Source organism: Spirosoma fluminis, assembly GCF_054778895.1.
Map to the genome: position 1 here is coordinate 483,529 of NZ_BAAGZD010000004.1, position 16,354 is coordinate 499,882.

16 protein-coding genes and 1 other RNA gene are annotated in these 16,354 nt (G+C 52.8%); 8 read left to right on the top strand and 9 right to left on the bottom strand.

Translation table 11 applies throughout. The features are described 5' to 3' along the window. The first annotated feature begins 27 nt into the window (after positions 1-27). A complete protein-coding gene (locus ACYVBJ_RS07535) occupies positions 28-2,679 on the top strand; it encodes an MGH1-like glycoside hydrolase domain-containing protein (protein WP_460981683.1) in 2,652 nt (883 codons plus the stop codon). Here ACYVBJ_RS07535 and ACYVBJ_RS07540 read toward each other — a convergent pair. From ACYVBJ_RS07540 to ACYVBJ_RS07550, 3 genes are read right to left on the bottom strand one after another with little or no spacing between them, the layout of a single operon-like run. Further along, positions 2,645-2,959: a hypothetical protein gene (locus tag ACYVBJ_RS07540; RefSeq protein ID WP_460981684.1), complete on the bottom strand. Its 315-nt coding sequence runs from the start codon at positions 2,957-2,959 to the stop codon at positions 2,645-2,647. The genes ACYVBJ_RS07535 and ACYVBJ_RS07540 overlap by 35 nt on opposite strands. 27 nt (positions 2,960-2,986) lie before the next feature. After that, complete coding sequence (locus ACYVBJ_RS07545; protein ID WP_460981685.1) at positions 2,987-3,403, bottom strand: DoxX family protein; 417 nt, start codon at positions 3,401-3,403, stop codon at positions 2,987-2,989. A gap of 34 nt (positions 3,404-3,437) precedes the next feature. Continuing rightward, positions 3,438-3,845, bottom strand: a complete 408-nt coding sequence (locus ACYVBJ_RS07550; RefSeq protein ID WP_460981686.1) for a hypothetical protein — start codon at positions 3,843-3,845, stop codon at positions 3,438-3,440. Between the two features lie 117 nt (positions 3,846-3,962). Here ACYVBJ_RS07550 and ACYVBJ_RS07555 point away from each other — a divergent pair, with 117 nt between their 5' ends. Next, positions 3,963-4,943, top strand: coding sequence for a GlxA family transcriptional regulator (locus ACYVBJ_RS07555; protein WP_460981687.1), 981 nt, complete (start codon positions 3,963-3,965; stop codon positions 4,941-4,943). Positions 4,944-5,162: 219 nt separating this feature from the next. Here the strand turns inward: ACYVBJ_RS07555 and ACYVBJ_RS07560 are convergent, their stop codons facing one another. Genes ACYVBJ_RS07560 through cobT form a run of 4 tightly spaced genes read right to left on the bottom strand, consistent with a single transcriptional unit; the run spans position 5,163 to position 8,209 of the window. After that, positions 5,163-5,726: a DUF6580 family putative transport protein gene (locus ACYVBJ_RS07560; protein ID WP_460981688.1), complete on the bottom strand. Its 564-nt coding sequence runs from the start codon at positions 5,724-5,726 to the stop codon at positions 5,163-5,165. Between the two features lie 9 nt (positions 5,727-5,735). Further along, positions 5,736-6,392: an alpha-ribazole phosphatase family protein gene (gene cobC, locus ACYVBJ_RS07565; RefSeq protein ID WP_460981689.1), complete on the bottom strand. Its 657-nt coding sequence runs from the start codon at positions 6,390-6,392 to the stop codon at positions 5,736-5,738. 24 nt (positions 6,393-6,416) lie between these two features. Further along, positions 6,417-7,199, bottom strand: a complete 783-nt coding sequence (locus ACYVBJ_RS07570) for an adenosylcobinamide-GDP ribazoletransferase (protein ID WP_460981690.1) — start codon at positions 7,197-7,199, stop codon at positions 6,417-6,419. Then, a complete protein-coding gene (gene cobT / locus ACYVBJ_RS07575; protein WP_460981691.1) occupies positions 7,196-8,209 on the bottom strand; it encodes a nicotinate-nucleotide--dimethylbenzimidazole phosphoribosyltransferase in 1,014 nt (337 codons plus the stop codon). Before cobT ends, ACYVBJ_RS07570 begins: the two co-directional genes overlap by 4 nt. Positions 8,210-8,454: 245 nt before the next feature. Here cobT and ACYVBJ_RS07580 point away from each other — a divergent pair, with 245 nt between their 5' ends. The 4 genes from ACYVBJ_RS07580 (at position 8,455) to ACYVBJ_RS07595 (ending at position 11,054) form a co-directional block, all read left to right on the top strand. After that, positions 8,455-8,850 carry a response regulator gene (locus tag ACYVBJ_RS07580; RefSeq protein ID WP_460981692.1) on the top strand — a complete coding sequence of 132 codons (396 nt, stop codon included), beginning with the start codon at positions 8,455-8,457 and terminating at the stop codon, positions 8,848-8,850. A gap of 162 nt (positions 8,851-9,012) precedes the next feature. Further along, positions 9,013-9,297 (top strand): autorepressor SdpR family transcription factor, encoded by a 285-nt coding sequence (locus tag ACYVBJ_RS07585; protein WP_460981693.1) that lies wholly within the window; start codon positions 9,013-9,015, stop codon positions 9,295-9,297. Between the two features lie 23 nt (positions 9,298-9,320). Further along, positions 9,321-9,977, top strand: a complete 657-nt coding sequence (locus ACYVBJ_RS07590) for an SdpI family protein (RefSeq protein ID WP_460981694.1) — start codon at positions 9,321-9,323, stop codon at positions 9,975-9,977. A gap of 108 nt (positions 9,978-10,085) precedes the next feature. Next, positions 10,086-11,054 (top strand): alpha/beta hydrolase family protein, encoded by a 969-nt coding sequence (locus tag ACYVBJ_RS07595; protein WP_460981695.1) that lies wholly within the window; start codon positions 10,086-10,088, stop codon positions 11,052-11,054. 113 nt (positions 11,055-11,167) lie between these two features. Here ACYVBJ_RS07595 and ACYVBJ_RS07600 read toward each other — a convergent pair whose 3' ends face one another. Beyond that, positions 11,168-11,809, bottom strand: coding sequence for a hypothetical protein (locus ACYVBJ_RS07600; RefSeq protein ID WP_460981696.1), 642 nt, complete (start codon positions 11,807-11,809; stop codon positions 11,168-11,170). 170 nt (positions 11,810-11,979) lie between these two features. Here ACYVBJ_RS07600 and ssrA point away from each other — a divergent pair. Both ssrA and ACYVBJ_RS07610 read left to right on the top strand, forming a co-directional pair. Next, positions 11,980-12,354: a transfer-messenger RNA gene (gene ssrA, locus ACYVBJ_RS07605) on the top strand. A 249-nt stretch (positions 12,355-12,603) separates the two neighbouring features. Further along, complete coding sequence (locus ACYVBJ_RS07610; protein ID WP_460981697.1) at positions 12,604-12,801, top strand: hypothetical protein; 198 nt, start codon at positions 12,604-12,606, stop codon at positions 12,799-12,801. 316 nt (positions 12,802-13,117) lie between these two features. Here the strand turns inward: ACYVBJ_RS07610 and ACYVBJ_RS07615 are convergent, their stop codons facing one another. Further along, complete coding sequence (locus tag ACYVBJ_RS07615; protein ID WP_460981698.1) at positions 13,118-15,991, bottom strand: hypothetical protein; 2,874 nt, start codon at positions 15,989-15,991, stop codon at positions 13,118-13,120. Positions 15,992-16,354 lie beyond the last annotated feature (363 nt).

The following is a 16,354-nucleotide window of genomic DNA, read 5'->3' on the forward strand; positions in this document are numbered from 1 at the left end:
ACAACTGAGCAGTCAAACACATCCCGCATGACCACCGAACACCAACGCCTGCAAGACCCCGCCTGGCGGCAGTGGGGCCCGTATGTCTCTGATCGGCAGTGGGGAACGGTTCGCGAAGACTACAGCTCGAACGGTGACGCCTGGCGGTACACCACCCACGATATGGCCCGCAGTTATACGTATCGCTGGGGAGAGGATGGTATCGCCGGATTTTGCGACGATAAGCAGCAGCTCTGCCTGGCCCTGGCGCTCTGGAACGGAAATGACCTCATCCTGAAAGAGCGGTTTTTCGGACTAACCAACGGCGAAGGAAACCACGGCGAAGATGTAAAGGAACTGTATTACTACCTGGATGGTACGCCCTCTCATTCGTATCAGCGGATGCTGTACAAGTACCCACAGGCTGCTTTCCCGTACCAGCGACTCGTTGACGAAAACAAACGCCGAACCCGCAATGACCCCGAATATGAACTGCTCGATACCGGGATTTTTTCCGATGATCGCTATTTCGACGTAGCGGTCGAGTACGCCAAAGCGGGTCCGCAGGACGTATTGATGATCGTTACGGTGCAGAACCGGGGGCCGGAAGCGGCTGTGCTGCACCTGTTGCCAACGCTCTGGTTTCGCAACTCGTGGGCGTGGGGCGACGATTCGGATGGGGTACCCAGCCAGCGGCCGCTTTTGTCGTTGCAGAGAGATGGCAGCGTACTGGCCGAGCAAAGTTTGTTGGGACGATACGTCTTCCATGCCGAAGGGCAACCTGAGTGGCTGTTCTGTGAGAACGAATCGAACCTGGCCCGGTTGTATGACACGCATATCGGGCCGCAGTTTCCGAAGGATGGCATAAACGACTACGTAGTGGTTGGCGCTAATACCGTCAATGCCGCACAACGGGGCACGAAAGCCGCAGCACGTTACGTAGTCACGGTTGATGCTCGGGGGCAGGCAACTATCCGGCTACGGCTGCGGGCTCAGTCAGCAACGCCAGATCAGTCAGTCGATGCATTTACTGATTCTGATCGGCTTGTTGCCCGGCGCAAGGCTGAGGCCGATGCCTTTTACGCAGCAATCCAGCCCGCTCAGGCTACCGACGACGAGAAGCTGGTGCAGAGGCAGGCGTTTGCCGGGATGCTCTGGAGCAAACAGTTTTATTATTACGACGTAGCGCGTTGGCTGTCGGGCGATCCTGGTAAACCGCCCCCGCCACCCGAGCGGGCCAAAGGGCGTAACCATTCCTGGACGCAGCTCATTAACGCCAGCGTGATCTCGATGCCCGACAAGTGGGAGTACCCGTGGTATGCGGCCTGGGACTGGGCGTTTCACTGCGTAACGCTGGCCCTGATCGATCCGGGATTTGCCAAGCAGCAACTGATGCTGCTGACCAACGAATGGTACATGCACCCGAACGGCCAGTTACCCGCCTACGAATGGGCCTTCAGCGACGTGAATCCACCCGTGCAGGCCTGGGCCGCGTGGCGGATTTTTCAGCTCGAAGCGCAGCATAAACCGCCCGGCGACGAGGACGTAGCGTTTCTGCGGGCGGTGTTCCATAAGCTCATGCTCAATTTCACCTGGTGGGTCAACCGTAAGGACGAGTCGGGGAACAATATTTTCGAGGGGGGATTTCTGGGCCTGGACAACATTGGCGTCTTCGATCGCAACGCGGTTTTTCCGGATGGCAGCCACCTGGAGCAGGCCGATGGGACCAGTTGGATGGCCATGTATGCCCTCAACATGATGCGCATCGCGCTCGAACTGGCGCGCCATGACACAGTATACGACGAGATGGCGACGAAGTTCTTCGATCATTTTTTGTACATCGCCGGGGCAATGACCAGCATGGCGCACACCAACATCGGTCTATGGGATGAAACCGACGGCTTTTTCTACGATCAGCTCCGCTGGTCGGATGGCAGTGTGCAGCGGCTGCGGGTACGTACCATGGTGGGGTTAATTCCTATGTTTGCCGTTGAGATTCTGGACGATGCGCTGCTGAAACAGAACCCGGCTTTCGTTGACCGCATGACCTGGTTTCAGAGCCACCGGCCGGACCTGTACCACCAGGTGTCGCGCTATACCGAAACGGGTATCGCCGATAAGCGGTTGCTGAGTTTGTTACGGGGGTTCCGCCTGAAAGCGCTGCTGAACAGATTGCTGGATGAAACGGAATTTCTAAGTCCGCATGGTGTGCGGGCCGTCTCAAAAATATACCGCGATACGCCCTACGAGTTTCGACTCGACAGCACTACGTTTCGGTTGACGTACACGCCCGCCGAAAGCGACAGTAATATGTTTGGCGGGAACAGCAACTGGCGCGGACCCGTCTGGATGCCGGTGAATTACCTGCTCATCGAAAGCCTTGAGCGCTTTTACGATTACTTCGGCGATAGCTTCACCGTTGAGTTTCCCATCGGCTCGGGACAGCAGGTCACGCTTCGGACGGTGGCTGATGAGCTGATCAACCGGCTCATCAGCCTTTTTACCCTGGATAACAACGGCAGGCGGGCCGCATTCGGTCAGCACCCAGCGTATCAGGACCCGCACTTCCGGGATCACGTATTGTTCTACGAGTATTTCGATGGCGACAATGGCCGGGGCGTTGGGGCGAGCCACCAAACCGGCTGGACCGGCTTAGTGGCCGAACTCATCGATCGGAAATACAACAGGCCCAGTTCATGAACCGGCGGGTACGAGTCAGCAGAATGGCCGTTGGTAAACCTCGGTCGCGAATCGGTTCAACGTCGTCCGGCAGAATCTCCGCGTCAAATCCGTAGCCGTTCAGCAAGCTGATCAGGGCTGACGACTGAATCGGACCGGTTGCCGACTGTACCCGAAGAACCTTATCGCAGTCTTCCAGGTCGAAATTCGCTTTGTATTCGACGAACCGCTGCTGGATCAGCGTAATAAGTACCGCTGCATGATCGGAGTGGAATACATTGGTTTTAAATACTTCTACCATACCGTTCTTCGTGTTTATAGACACATCCTATGCCACCTTTTCCCGCTCGAACCGCTTCCAGACGTAATAGGTCAGGAACATAACTCCGAGCATAACCAAGGGCGGAAGAAATAAGCCGATGTCATCCCCAACGAATGCTCTGGAGGCAAATGCACCAATAAAGTTAATCGCAAAACCCGCATACGCCCACTCTTTCAGGGTGTTAAAATTAGGTTGTACCAAGGCAAGTACGCCCAGAATTTTGGCTGTTCCAAAGATGATCAGGACGTACATGGGGTAGCCAAGATGGCGCATCACATCCTGGCCGGTTTTTTCCTGCATGACACCGGCAATGCCATCCATCAGCATCGCTAAGGCGAACAGGCCTGTTAATGCCCAGTACGCAATGCGCAGGGATTTTGACTTGGGCGCAACGGATTGAGTTGCAGCGGGGGTAGCGTTCATTTCCATTGTTGTTTTACGGAGTGATAGATAACTATTAGCGGTTAATTTTCACCATGCAGGTCACATCCTCATGGTCGTAGCGTTCTACACAAAATGAAGTCGGATCTAACCGCGGGTCGTCCCGTAAAGTCCGGAATGTAAGACCGATGCTGTTTTCCTGCTTCGGCCACTGCCGGATTGTAATGGTCAGATAGTCACCTTTAGCCAGCGTAAGCGATTCGTGGCCGTATTGCTTCGCTTCGCCTTCGTAAGCTTGCGGAACTCCGGCTTTGTAATTAATCGCTCCTGTTTCGTCGGGTTTGGAGATGCCGTAGAAAGGCCGGTGACCTGCTTCCGGAACGGAAGATTCCAGGGTTTTAAAAGCCTGACGAATACCGGCAGGAAACGACGTAGCGGTAACGCAGATGAGGTCGAAGTCCTGGTCGAACTGAACGATTTCCATTGGTTGGCTGGGGTTTGTTTACAGGACAAATTTACCGGTTGAATGGGGGGGCGAAAGGGGGTAAATCCGGCAATAAAAGGGTAGATTGCGACACCTTTTCTGGATATAGTTAACCCTATGAAACACGTATCAATTCTGGTTCCGAAAGGCGCTGTTTTAGGCAGTATCGAAGGCCCCCGGCAGGTGCTGACTGAAGTGAATAAGTACTTGGCGAGCCTCGGAAAACCGGCCCTGTTCAACGTACAGCTGGTCGGGTCAGCGCAGCAGGTGCCCGCAGCGGGTGGCAAATACACGGTCTATACCGATGCCCTGATGGAGACCATCCGCCGGACCGATCTGATCATTATTCCGGCGTTGGATGGCGACCTCCGACAGACGCTGGAAACGAATCAGGAATTCGTTCCCTGGATCGTCAATCACTATCAGAAAGGAGCCGAAGTTGGCAGCCTGTGCGTAGGCGCATTCCTGTTGGCCGCAACCGGTCTGTTGACCGGCAGGCAGTGTGCTACGCACTGGATGGCCGCTCAGGAGTTTCGGCAGTTGTTTCCCGATGTCAACCTGGTAGAAGATAAGATCATTACCGATGAACAGGGTATTTACTCCAGCGGGGGGGCTTTTTCGTATCTGAATCTGATTCTGTATCTGATCGAGAAATACGCCGGGCGCAGCGTAGCGGTGTTTATGTCAAAAGCCTTTCAGATCGAGATTGAGCGCCAGAGCCAGTCGCCGTTTATTATTTTCCATGGTCAGAAAGGACACGGCGACGAAGCCATTAAAAAGGCGCAGGAATACATTGAACAAAATGTAGAAGAACGAATAACCGTCGATCAGCTGGCCGCTATGTTTGCGATCGGTCGACGGAACCTGGAACGCCGGTTCAAAAAAGCTACGGCGAACTCGGTCGTTGAATACATTCAGCGGGTAAAGATCGAAGCCGCCAAGATGAACCTGGAATCATCGCGCGAGAACGTAAACGAAGTGATGTACCGCGTTGGTTATTCCGACCCGAAAGCCTTCCGCCTAACGTTCAAAAAGATTACCGGATTATCTCCGCTGGAGTACCGCAATAAATACAACAAGGAGCTGGCCATAGCCTAGGAGAGCCGTTTACATATCGTACTCAGTAGGTAAAAAGCGGCAGCAAACGCTGTAGCTTATCAGTTTTTACAGTAAAAAGTAATCAACCGCTCACCCGAAACGACAGTTCTTTCTCCCAAAACAGCCAGTTCAGAGGTGTTACGTTGAGATAGGCATAAAAGACAGACGCTCGGCCTTTCGGCCGAGCGTCTGTCTTAGGTATTCACAAAACAGAAGGCCTTAGCTACGGCTGCGAATCGGACGCAGTACCGTAAACCGCTGCTGAAGCAGGTAATAGCTGCCGAACAGCACGGCACTGAAGAACAGATCGCCCAGAAGCCCGTTCAAAAAGAACGACGTACCGTTGTAGAATGCCAGCCCCGAGACATAGCAGCCCATCAGACCGGCCATGGTTTGCGGATAAAACTGGCTGCCGTACCAAACTGCAAAGTTCGTGATCAGGAAGAACAGCACCGACGAACTGACGGAGGCCAGGGCGATCCGTCCGGCTGAGGGTTGGCCCGAACGCTGCGTGTTCAATGCCCACAGACCCAGCAGCCAGGTTAGGGCAAAACTTAAGTAAACAGCGCCCATGCTGCCATGAAACCCGATCAGGGCGTCGCTGAGGAGCATGGCCGCAAAAGGAATGACTAAACCCAGCCACTTCCGCTCGAACGTAGCCGCGCCAAACAGGGCCAGAGCCGCTACGGGCGTGAAGTTCGGCCAGTGCGGCACCAGACGAAAGAGAGCTGTAGCCAGAACGAGGACAGTGAGCGTAGTCAGGCGAATTTGCAGGGACTTCATTGGAATAAATTAGCGATTGATATACTGAATCGTGTACGTTGAACCGGTTAGGGTAAGCTTCGTAACAGCGCCGTAGTCGAGGTTAATTCGATAGGCGTTCTGCAAAGATAAATCCAGAAACAGACACAGCAAAGCGCGTATAACCCCACCGTGTGATACGATGAACACCGGCTGGCTCGTTTGAGTTTGCGCCAGCGGCAGAATCTGCTCCCGCCAGAAAGCCCCAACCCGGTCGAATACATCCTGGAAGTTCTCGCCGTTGGGCGTTTTCACATTCACAAAATCGGCCATCCACGGGTCCAGCACCTCACGGCCGATTGCTGACCAGGGCTGCATTTCCCAGTCGCCAAAAAAGAATTCCTTCAACCGATCGTCGTACTGCACGTTGGGCGTGTGGCCATCAATGACCGTAGCCTGACCGGGAGCCACCTCGATCTGACTATTGGCCGCTGCGGTTACGGCCAGATCTTCGGCCAGTCGGCGGCAACGGCTCAGCGGAGACGAGAAAATAGCCGATGGGCGACTCGAAGCAGGGTCTTCGGTTAAGTGGGTGAGCAGCCGGTCGCGCTGTTCAGCGTAGCTTTCCGCCAGGTCAACATCGGTCTGCCCATAGGCGACACTACGTCCAACGGCAACTTCGGTATGTCGGATGAGGTAAATATCCATGTATAGCAATCAGCAGAAAGTGGATTAAATAGAAACCCAGAGGAGGGATACGAACGACAGATACACAATCACTTCAGTAAGCTGCTGGGTAGCGCCCAAACAGTCGCCGGTATAGCCTTCCAGCCATGTATTGAAAAATCGGATCAGCCGCCAGCGGACGAGCGCCAGCGGAATCAGGAAGGTCAGGTAAATCCATAAGCCGCTATACGCCACCAGCGCCAGCAGGGGAGCCAGCCCAAACAACGCAGCGATGGCCAGTTGACCGGACGTAATGCCCTGGGCTATGGGCTTGGCTTTCGAGTCGGCATCTTCGCGGGCGTAGGGTAAGGATCGGATCACCGTCGCGGCTGTCAGCCGACTCAGGCTGTGCGCCGATACGTACTTCAACGCCACTGTCCAGCCGAAGGTTTCGACCGACAGCATTGCCTGCAACGCGAAAAACTTGACGGCCAGCAGCAACCCGAGGCCAATGGTGCCGTACGTACCGAGCCGACTGTCTTTCATAATGGTCAAAATCTGGGTTTTAGACCAGCCCCCGCCGAAACCGTCGCAGACATCCGCGAATCCGTCTTCGTGAAACGCCCCCGTTACCCAGACCGTTGCGATCATGCTGAACAGTACCGGCAGATAAGCGGGTGGAAAAAGCACCGTACTTAGCCAGTATACACCAACGCCGATGCCACCCACAATCCAGCCGATCAAGGGAAAAAAGAGCGTCGACCGGTTCAGAGCGTCGGCCGAGTGATCGATGGACTTTGGCACCGGCAAACGGGTGTAAAACATCAGGGCCGTAAAAAATAACTTCATAGTACGTCCATGGTGGCCATGTTGTTGAGCATATTAACCGCAGCCGCTACGATGGGGTAGGCGAGGGCACAGCCGGTTCCTTCGCCCAGGCGGAGGCCCAGATCGAGTAGGGGAGTAGCCCCCAAATGAGCCAGCATCCGCTGGTGGCCCTGCTCATCGGACTGGTGGCAGAAAATGCAGTGCTGTACCACCGCTGGACGTATGGCCTGCGCAGCCAGCAGAGCCGACGTAGCAATAAAGCCGTCGACCAGAATAATCATGCCATTTTCGGCCGCCTGGATCATACCCCCGGCTATGGCCGCGATCTCCAGTCCGCCCATAGCCGCCAGAATCGCCGTTGGCTCGGTAAGGGCCGTGTACCGATCCGCTGCGTTTTGTAGTACCGAAAGCTTATGGGCCAGCCCGGCATCGTCGAGGCCGGTACCCCGTCCCACGCATTGATCCAGCGGCACGTTCATAAACCGATGCATCAGCAAAGCCGCCGACGACGTATTGCCGATGCCCATATCGCCGAAGCCCACGATGTTACAGTCGCGGTAGTGCACACCGTTGACCAGCGTTTTACCCGCGTCAATAGCGGCTGCGCACTCTTCGTCGGTCATGGCCGGTTCGTGACGCATATTCCGGGTACCCGGTCGAATCTTGAATTTGACAAACTCGGTGGTGCTCTCGGCGAACGTACCGTTGACACCCACGTCGCAGACCAGCAGCCTGAGGTCGTTCTGGCGGCAAAACACATTGATCGCGGCTCCGCCCGCAATGAAGTTTTTCACCATGCCGTAGGTCACCGCAGCCGGATAGGCGCTGACGCCTTCGGCAGCCAGGCCGTGGTCACCAGCGAAAACCAGCAGGTGCGGATTGTGCAGAACAGGCGTTGTGGTTTGTTGAATCAGAGCAATTTGCAGGGCGATTTCTTCCAGACGGCCCAGGGCACCAAGTGGTTTGGTCTTATTGTCAATCAGCCGACGGACTTCGGTTTCCAGCGCTGAATCTGTTGAAAAAGTAATCATTATGTTTGTAGAGCGAGGCCGCAAAAATCGGGATTGGATCTTAGATCATCACTATGGGATAAACACCTTTCCTGTCGTTGTTCTGCCTGAGCTGACTACGTAGTGAGCGGTTTGTCTATTCGGAACGTCAAAATAAGTTGACAGTATCCTAGCTTAAACCAATCTTTTATGGTTATACTCTGAACTGGAGACCTACCGGTCAGTGTGTAAGCGTGTCCCAAGCCAGAAGTTAACCACAACGTATCATGCGCCAAAACGCCACAATCTGGTTAGTCGACGATGACGAGCACATCGCGGATATCGTCACCCGCGCCTTTGAGCACCTGACGTGCCAGATTGTTTGTTTTCCGGATAGCAAAGCGCTGCTGGCTGAAATCGCTATAACGCCGGCTTTACCTTCGCTCCTGGTCATTGACTATTACTTGCCCGACGAAGATGGCTTACGGCTGATCGAACGCCTGAAGAATAATCCAACCACGCAGGCTTTACGTACGGTGCTGTTCAGCCAGCAGTTAAAGCAGGATGTCGTCCTGAAAGCAGAGGCCTTAAACGTGTATCAGGTTGCGCCTAAACCCTCAAATTTCCACGACTGGCGTTCGTTTGCTGATGAACTATGCCTGGCGGGCTATTTCTCACGTTGACAAAATCACTTTCCCACTTATTTCATTCATTTGCATCGGTTGTTTAACCCCATCTCCTGTTTCGGGGCGAAGGTATCTACACGCATAACCGACCGTTTGCTAATAATTAGACGATTGCCTGACTAATTAATTAGATATTTGTCTAATCGTTTAACGAGTTGTATGAATACGCTTTTCAAAGCCCTGAATGACCCGACCCGCCGACAGATTCTGGATTTACTGCGGGATGGTGATCTGAATGCCGGAGAAATTGCCGAGCGCTTCGACATGAGTAAACCAAGCATCTCGCACCACCTCGATCTGCTCCGTCAGGCGGGTCTGGTTGAGTCGGTAAAGAAGGGCCAGTTCATCACCTATTCACTGAACACGACGGTGCTCGATGAGCTGCTGGCCTGGCTGATGGGCTTTCAGAAATCGGAGACGCCCGCGCCCGAACCGAAAACATGACATCCTCACTAAACCGTATACGCATGAACCGCAAATCGACCGCGTCTGAATTGCTGATGATCGGGATGCTGCTGATCCCGTTTATCTTCCTTGCCTACATTTGGACGGAATTACCCGATACCATTCCGGGTCACTACGGGCCCAACGGAAAACCCGACCGCTACGACCCCAAAGAGCAACTGGCCTTTGGCATGGCCGGATTAACGGTGTTCCTGTACCTGACATTTCGGTACGTACCGCGCCTTGATCCCCGCAAAAATCTTGACACGGCCCTGTTCCAGAAAATACGCTGGACGATCATGGTCTTCTGGGCTGCTTTTCTGATTTGGATGTGGACAGTAACCTGGAAAGGCGTAAGCCCGGAAATGCTGGGAACCAGTGTACTGGTTGGCGTTGGACTGCTCGTGGCGTGTCTCGGTAACCTGATGAACAGCGTAAAGCCTAACTATTTCGTGGGCATACGCACCCCCTGGACCCTGGAGAGCGAGACCGTCTGGCGAAGAACGCATCAGCTGGGTGGCCGGGTGATGCTGGCCGGAGGGGTAATCAGCACGGTGCTTGCGTTGCTCGTTCCTGTACCCTACAAGAGTGGGCTGGTGGTCGGCGTTACGTTGCTTTCGGTATTCATTCCCGTCGTCTATTCGTATATCTACTTCCGGCAGGAGAAAGTTGTCAGGTAGCCAATGTATTGCTGGATGAACACCAGTCTCATCATCCTTCTCTCATAATGGAAAAGGGGCCGGGGAGAGGGAAACAACACCCAATCTGAACGTAACAAGTCACTGATCATGAATCACGTTTTCCAAGTCTTATTTTGTCTGCTGGCCGGACTAACCAGTTTTGCGCAAACGGAGGAGCTACTCTACTTTAAAATCAACGTACCAGCTGAGGCTAATTTAACCCTCGATGGTACGTTGACGATTCCCAATCAGGTCAGAGGTCCCGTGCCCGTTGTTTTGCTGATTGCCGGTTCGGGACCCACCGACCGCGACTGTAACAGCGGCTACGGTCTGAAGACGAACGCGTTTAAAATGCTGGCCGATAGCCTCGTTCGGCAGGGAATTGCCGTAGCCCGGTACGATAAACGGGGTTCGGGAACCAATCTGATCGGGGCCGCAGCCACCCTTAAACCCCAGGAGCATCAGTTCGATTATTACGTAAGCGATGCCGTTGGCTTCATTCGTCAGCTACAGGCCGACAAGCGATTCTCGAACGTAACCGTAGCCGGACATAGTGAGGGCTCGCTGGTTGGTATGCTGGCCGCTCAGCAAACGAAGCTGTCGTCGTTTATATCCATTGCCGGACCGGGACGTAACATTGCCGATGTGCTGAAAGAGCAGCTTCGCGCGGGCCTGCCCGACACGCTCAGAGCCGTCTCCTACCAGACTATCGACTCTCTACGGGCCGGGCACCGGGTCAACCGGGTGAACCCGTTGCTGTATTCGCTGTTTGGTCCTAAAAATCAGCCAGGGTTAATTTCCTGGATGAAGTACGAACCGACGGCGGAGCTTAAAAAGTTGAACGCGAACGTACTGCTGATCAACGGTCGGCATGATGTACAGGTACCCGTCACCGAAGCCGAACTGCTGAAAGCCGCCCGACCCGATGCGCAGTTACTGCTGATTGAGTCCATGAACCACATCCTGAAAGATGCGCCAGCCGACCGTACCGAAAACCTGAAAACGTACACCAACCCGTCGCTTCCGCTTAGCCCCGGTCTGGTTACGGCTATAGTCAAGTTTGTGAAAAGGGGGTAGGGGAAGAAAGGGAGGAGAGGGAAGAGTGGGAGGAAGGGGAGTAGGTGACTACACAAGTTCTATCCCTTTCTCCTTCCTCCCACTCTTCCCCTTATTCCCTTTCCTCCCCTTATTCAATTCGCCGAATAATGTTGCAGATACGCGATCAGGCGCTCGAAATGCAGTTGTTCGTGCGGGTTCTGCGTCTGGCGAACCAGCAAATGCCGGTAACTGTCAATTAACCCGTCGAAATGCGGATTGTGATTCAGTCGGGCGGCAATCAGGCCTTTGTAGCAGCGGTGCGTCTGGTTGTAGACGTAACGGCAGGGATGGCTGGGGTGATCGTTCAGCAGTTGATCGAGCGTAGCCAGCGACGAAGCCCGGTTCAAGAACTCAAAGCCCTGTTCGGTAAAGAACGCTTCGATTTCGGCGCAGGCGTTCAGCAGTTCGTCGGTGGTATGCAGTTTATACCGAAAATAGTCCAGGCCGCGGTATTTGCCGATAGAGATAATGAGCGTGTTGGCGTCGGGCCGGTAATCGGCCATGTTGTTCAGAAACTGCTGGGCAATCTGTTCAATCTGGTGGTTACGGCAGCCAAAATTCACCTCCAGCACCGTTTCGTCGCCGTAAAACGAAGGCGACAGGATTACGTTCTGAAAACCAGTCTCTAACGGTCGCCGATACTGCCGTTTATCGGGGAGCAGTACGTACTGATGCCTGGCGAAAAAAGGCGTCAGGTGCTGGTATAATGTGGTTTCAAAAGGCGTACTGATCATAGCTGTTCTGCCGGTATTGCCTGGCGGTGTCGGGTAGCGGCTTAACTAATCTAAAGTACATAAGTTTATAAACTTAGGCAATACGAACGTGGGGGTAAGAGAGCGGAACCAGAACCAAAAGCCTTATATTTGCGTTTAGATAGAACACGCCCTTACTGGTGTTCACTTTTGGGGACGACCGGAATTGACAGCTTGCAGAGGTCGCGTGTAAGCATGCCGGGAGTTGACGGTATTTCCCGACCCGAACAAATCGTCAAAACAATAACTGGCGAGTATAACTACGCCATGGCTGCCTAATCCGGAGGATTAAGCAATAGCCATTGTCTCCCCGGCCTACGTGCTGCTGGCTGGATCAGGGGGCATCGACTCGCAGCGCTGGCTCGGTTTATGGTGTTAACGGCCGAGTAAGACACAAGCACCTACGGATGACGCTTGGTCTGGTATGCACCGGGCCGATTCCCGACAATCCCAAGCATACCTAAGCATGTAGAAAGCACGACGAGTTCCTTGACTGGACGAGAGTTCGAATCTCTCCGTCTCCACAGTAAAACCGGATGATTAGCTGTAGATCAGTTAGTTGTCCGGTTTTTTGTTTCCTGGTTGCACAAAACTTGCAGTTAGTTTACTGCAATGCTCACTTTGTCTATCTTTGAGATATAGACTCCAGATCGCTCATTCACAGATGCTTCTGTACTATTCGGTGGTACTAAATTTGCTGTAGCCTATCTATAGGTTCCGTAGAGAGACTAATATTCGAATCGTGCCAACGTAAATCTCTTATCCTCACTCGCAGTATGTTCAACTTTTTCAAACTCCTTGGTCAGAGCCACGACTACAACGTATGGCTCGGTGCCGTTCAGAACCGCCTGTTTAAATCCAGTTACACCCAGCCGCTGCAACAACCGGACTATGACTACCTGTATGATATGTGGTCGATTCACGAGCTGACGCCAGACCAGGCAGTTGACAACTTCGTCAATAAGGATCGGTAGTTACTCGTACACGGCGGCCCTTGTCTTCGTCCAGATCGCTCGTTACAAGATTTTCCAGATAAGCTTCGGTTGTGCTAAATCAGTAATCTTTTAGGCTTTTGCTGATCAAAGCGCTTCTAATCTGATCGCCAATCTATCACAGCACCTTTCTCGTTGATGAAATGGTAGAGCACTACGTGTTTGGTATGGAAATTAACCCACTTGCCGTTCCAACAATGAGACTCTACCTTGCTTACTGTTTCAACACCTTGTTAATCAACAAAAAAGCCGGGTCAAAACTGATCCGGCTTTTTTGATTATACAGACTTATGCCTTTTTAGGGCTTAATGACTTTTACACTCTGGCGTTGAGCAGGCATACCGGCACCAGCTCCACGTACTACCTGCAATATGTATACTGCCGACGTTTGCCCTTGCATGTCCCAGTCAATCAGGTGCTCTGCCTGGGCCTGGCTCCAGCGCTGCTGACGAATGGGCTTGCCGTTTAGATCAACTAGTTCTACTTGTAAGGAGTGGCCTTCTGCCCCCCGAACAATGGCACGTAATCGGTCCTGCTGAATGGGGTTTGGAGCCAGTTCAACCTGTAAGGGTGTTTCTAGTTGGGCGATTTCACGAGCTCGGCAACTAGCGTCCACCGTCAGCCGGTAAGGACCATAAATCTTCACGGTGCCTGAACGGTCAGTCACTTTGAGGAAGAAGTTACCCTGGGTGTTAGTCTGAGCGTTGATCAGCGTTAGGCTGGACGTAGCGGTGCCCCGGAAAAGCTGGGGCGTCTCCATAATCTTAGGCGTAGAGAGGCTATTCTTGTACCATTCGTACTTGACCGGATCGCCATCGACCGCTACGTTGATCACTGCCGTTCCTCCCCGGCATACAGTTGGACTGTTACCACCCGTAACAGTCGTCGAAGCCGTAGCGGTACAGCCGTTGTCCAGCCGGGTTACCGTCACAGAGTAGATACCCGGGGTACTTACCTGAGCCATATTACTCATGCCCTGTTGAATGGCTCCGGGACTAAAGCTGTAGCTAACATTGTCACTGGATACAGCAACAAGGGTGGACGTAGCGTTGGTAAACGATATGGGGCCTGTGTTCGTCAGGCTTACCGTTGGTGCTATGGTGTTGCTGCTAACCGTCGTTGTGGTCAGTGCGGTGCAGCCATTGGCACCAGTTACAACTACCGAGTAGGAGCCCTCCTGGCTAACTACTGCTGTTGAACTGGTACCACTTTGGCTCAACAGAGGACCAGTGAAAGCATAATTGCTTTGCTCAGCGGGTGTAGCAATTAGCGTCACTGTAGGAGTAGCGCAGGTTATGGTGGCGGAGCTGGACAAAGTAGCCTCAGGAGCTATGGTGTTGCTGCTAACGGTGGTAGTAGCCAGAGCCGTACAGCCGTTGGCTGCGGTCACAACTACCGAGTAGGAACCCTCTTGACTGACTACTGCTGTCGCACTGGTGCTATTCTGCGTGAATAGAGGACCTGTGAAGCTGTAGTTGCTCTGGTCGGCGGGCGTAGCCACTATCGTAACGGTAGGGTTGGCACAAGTTATGGTGCCTGAGCTCACTAACGTAGGGGCAGGGGGCAGGTTGACCGTTACGGGAATGGATACAACCTGGCTACAACTACCCTGAGGATCATTAACCGTAAAATAGAGGGGATACGTACCACCTGTAGCTGGACTGCTAACCGTAAATGTGTTGGTGTTGGCATCGTAGGTGCCAGCCGGTGTTGTTAACGCTTCATCTTTGCTCCAGGTGGTGCTTACCTGCAAATTGTTGCTTCCTCCCACCTGCAAAGCTGGACTAGCCGTCAGTTCACAACTGGTGGTGATGGGCAGGGCCGTGATCTTGTTGTTAATCACCCCAGGAATGGGATTACCCTGGGGGTAAACGATGGTGCCGTTGTTAGTTAACGTACCTGAGTTAAGATGAGCCTGGGTGGTGTTCACCGTCAGGAAGCCCTGATTGGTGAAGGTGGCCGCATTCCCAACCGGAGCAAACAGCGTCAGGCTGGCACAGGCAGCATTTGTAAAGCTAGTCTGGTTACGGAGACCATAGACACCCACAGGGCCAGTTGCTCCAATGACAATACGTGCCGAGTTAGTAAAGATGCCTGTTAAGTTAAATAAGCCAGCTTGAGTGGCGTTGTCAATCTGAATCTGGCCACCAGCAGAATTAGTAAAGGTCGCCTGGTTACCGAGACCATAGACACCCACAGGGCCAGTTGCCCCAATGATGATACTAGCCGCGTTGGTAAAGGTACCCCCTTCGTTCCTTAATCCGATTTCAGTGGAGTTGTCGATTTGTATCTGACCGCCAGTGTTATTATTAAAAGTAGCATAATTATAGAGGCCATTTTGGCCCACCGAAGCCGTAGCGCCGATGCGAATACCGGCTACATTGGTAAAGCTGCCTGCCAGGTTGGCTAACCCATACGTGGAGGATCGGTCGATTTCGATCTGGCCGCCAGTATTGTTTGCAAAGTTACCTTGGTTTGCAAGCCCCGACTGCCCTACCGCAGAGGTAGAACCAATGACGATACGCGCTGAGTTGGTAAAGGTGCCTAATGTGTTGAGTAGCCCGGCAGTGATAGAGTTGTCAAGTTGAATCTGGCCACCGGTGAGGTTATTGAAGGTGCCAACTTGATTAAGAAGTGCATTTTGTCCCACCGAAGCTGTAGCCCCAACGACAATACTACCTGCATTGTTAAAGGTTGCATTGAACTGATTATACAGTCCAGCGGTCGTTGAGCGGTTAATCTGGATTTGACCACTGGAATTGTTAGTAACCGTACCAAACTGATTGAGAAGACCATATTGCCCCACCGCAGCCGTGGCACCAATACTTACCAGACCATTGTTTGTTACGCTACCTGCATTATAAAAGGCGGTAGTGGCACTACTAATTGACTTCGAGCCGTTGACCGTCAAGGTTGCTGAGTTTTGAATAGTGAGCACCGCGCCAAATTGTACCTCTACCGTCCTAGCTAAAACGGCCGATGTTGACCCGATAATAGGATCGTTGGTTACGTTAGGAATAATTACATCACTGCTATTCGTAGGTACACCATTGGGGTTCCAGTTGGTCGGTGTATTCCAATCGGAGCTGGTGCCCCCTGTCCAGGTGATAGTTTGGGCTTGCACAGAGAAGCCACTAAGTAACAGTAACAAGTAAGTAAACAAGTGTTTCATAAGAAAAGAATTAGTTTACAATCAGTAAGATACAATACTTATAAAGCTACTTAAGTAAAGATGAATAGTTGACTGATTGGTGCGAGATAGTTACTAAACGGAGGTACGAAAGGCAAGGAAACCGGCGCCAGAGTGGCCAGATGTCAGTAGTTTTTCTGGCTTACGAGTACACATCGACAAAAAGCCAGACCGCTCATGCAGTCTGGCTTTTCGCACTCAATTTAAAACCCAAAATCCTTGATGAAGTAACAAATAATTTACCAGAAGGATTAAGTTGTTTTAAAATAGGTTGATCATTCTAGTTTGATAATCGAACAGGCTCTCGACAAATCAGTGGTGCCTTCAACAAAAAAGCCGGGTCAA